The sequence below is a fragment of the Streptomyces sp. NPDC127084 genome (assembly GCF_042724175.1).
GTDB lineage: Bacteria > Actinomycetota > Actinomycetes > Streptomycetales > Streptomycetaceae > Streptomyces.
In genome coordinates, this window is record NZ_JBHXFA010000356.1 from 1 (window position 1) to 1461 (window position 1461).

General features: G+C 67.8%; 1 protein-coding gene and 1 pseudogene. One reads left to right on the forward strand and one right to left on the reverse strand.

The window, feature by feature from the left end; genetic code table 11:
* Window positions 1–458: 458 nt before the first annotated feature.
* Entirely contained in the window at window positions 459–872 is a 414-nt protein-coding gene (locus tag ACFWI9_RS34170) for a hypothetical protein (protein ID WP_387169171.1), read from the reverse strand.
* Between the two features lie 320 nt (window positions 873–1192).
* Between ACFWI9_RS34170 and ACFWI9_RS34175 the strand changes: the two are divergent.
* A pseudogene (locus tag ACFWI9_RS34175) lies at window positions 1193–1369 on the forward strand (transposase); the annotation flags it as partial.
* Window positions 1370–1461: the final 92 nt, after the last annotated feature.

Below are 1461 nucleotides of genomic sequence, written 5' to 3' on the forward strand. Positions count from 1 at the left end.
GGTCTTCCCCGGGCACCCGCCGTCTTGTGTGACTATCCGTCCTCTTCTAGATACCAGGTAACGCGCCCTGCCTTCAGGACCGACACGGTGCGTCGTGGGGCAGACGGCTGACGGTGGGTGCCCGGGCCAGAGCTTCCCGGGCACCCGCCGTCTTGTGGATACCAGGCGACGCGCCCGACCTTGAGGAACCGACACGGTGTCCTCGTCGGGCAGGAGCAACGTCGGGAGTCGGGCGGGGCAGTCATGGCCACGGCACCCGAGCCGTCCGCTGGTGTCGCGGACGCTGCTACAGGCGCCGGCCGAGCAGCCGGGTGGACCGTGGACTGGCAACGCAGCTACGCGGCGGTGGGCCGACTGCTCGCGCTGGGCGCCGAGCTCGCGGAGATCACTCCGGGGGTGACCGCGGCCGGGGTGGACGTCGGCCGGTGGCTGGAACGCCAGCGGCAGCACGGCGCCTCTTACGCCTCCCCGGAGCCCGGCAGCAGACCCTCCTGGTTGTGTACGACTCCGGGGAATAATCGGACGCGCTCGAAGGGGACACCATGCCGGTCTACGGCCTGCTCCCGTACGCCCCACGGGCTATCCGGCAGCGTCACCTCCTGCGTGTACGAGCTGCAGCCATGGGTGCACACGAAGTGGTCCTCCCACAGTGTCAGCTCGTCGATGCTGCCCGGGATGCGTATGACGTGGACCAGGAACGCCCCCTCCTCGCAGTCGCACTCTTCGCCGTGGTCGGCATCCCCGCACGGGCACGGCTGACCCGGCTGCTGCTCCGGGTCATCCCACGACATCTGCGCCGCTACCGCACGCCGTGCCGCCATTTCCTCGACGGCGGCCGGACCGGCCGCCCTCTTCTCTGCATGAGTCGTCATGCTTCTCGACGCTACCGAGGGCCGCGACGGCTGGCGGTCAACTTTGGCTATCGTCCCCCGACGAGGCTCCGCAGTTGTCCCCCCATTACCTTTTTCGTGGTTCCGCAATGGGGCCTCCGGCCTTCGGGTCCGGCATGACTTCCCCCTCCTGTTGTTGATGATCCGGGGGGTGGTGTCACCGGGTCCGGAGGCATCGACGGACCGCTGATGAGGGGCTTGAGTACCGGTTTCACCCAGGCCGGAAGAGCTCTCCATAACGTGGATGTGGCAGCTCGGTGCCGTGGCAAGGCCGGACGAAAGCGTGATGGAGGGGCCTGCACGTGATCGACACCGGCGACATCGACGTCTTCCTCGGCCTGGACGTCGGCAAGGGCGAACACCACGCCACCGCCGTCACCCCGGCCGGGAAGAAGGCGCTCGACAAGCGCCTGCCCAACACCGAGCCCAAGCTCCGCGAGCTGTTCGCAAAACTCCAGGCCAAGCACGGAACGGTGCTAGGGAGCGTATTTGGTCGTGATCAAGAGGTGGTGAGCTTCTTGATCCAGATCATCGACGCGCGGAGGTGGAGGCCGGCGAGGTAGCTCTCGGG

Bases quoted from the DNA above. Each gene is read 5' to 3' on its own strand.
- ACFWI9_RS34170 (WP_387169171.1), bottom strand. From the start codon at position 872: ATGACGACTCATGCAGAGAAGAGGGCGGCCGGTCCGGCCGCCGTCGAG.